This window comes from Azospirillum sp. TSH64 (genome assembly GCF_003116035.1).
Classification (GTDB): domain Bacteria; phylum Pseudomonadota; class Alphaproteobacteria; order Azospirillales; family Azospirillaceae; genus Azospirillum.
In genome coordinates this window covers 3,187,259-3,187,724 of record NZ_LGQW01000015.1, presented here as the reverse complement: position 1 = coordinate 3,187,724, position 466 = coordinate 3,187,259, and the positions used below count along the sequence as shown (strand labels likewise).

Sequence of the window (466 nt, the reverse complement as noted above, 5' to 3'; positions counted from 1 at the left end):
GCGGTGCAGGTCCTTGTGGTTGGTGTCGACGATCCGCTGGTCACCCGTGTAGGAGTGGATCGTGGTCATGAAGCCCTTCTCGATGCCCACCAGGTTGTGGAGGACATGCGCGACCGGCGCCAGGCAGTTGGTGGTGCAGGACGCGTTCGAGACGATCTTGTGCTCGGCCGTCAGCTTGTCGTGGTTGACGCCATAGACGACGGTGATGTCCTCGTCGGTGGCCGGGGCCGAGATCAGCACCTTCTCGGCGCCGGCTTCCAGATGCTTGGCGGCGTCGGCGCGCTTGGTGAAGATGCCAGAGCACTCCATGGCGATCTGGACGCCCAGATCCTTCCACGGCAGCTTGGCCGGGTCACGCTCCTGCACGACCTTGATGGAGTGGCCGTTGACGATCAGGACGCCGTCACCCGTTTCGATGGTGCCGGGGAAGCGGCCGTGGACGCTGTCGTACTTCAGCAGATGCGCA

General features: G+C 64.2%; 1 protein-coding gene. It reads right to left on the bottom strand.

The window, feature by feature from the left end; all coding sequences use genetic code 11:
* Nucleotides 1-466, bottom strand: a 466-nt coding sequence (locus TSH64_RS15945; RefSeq protein ID WP_146208122.1) for a glyceraldehyde 3-phosphate dehydrogenase NAD-binding domain-containing protein, incomplete at both ends; no start/stop codon positions are given.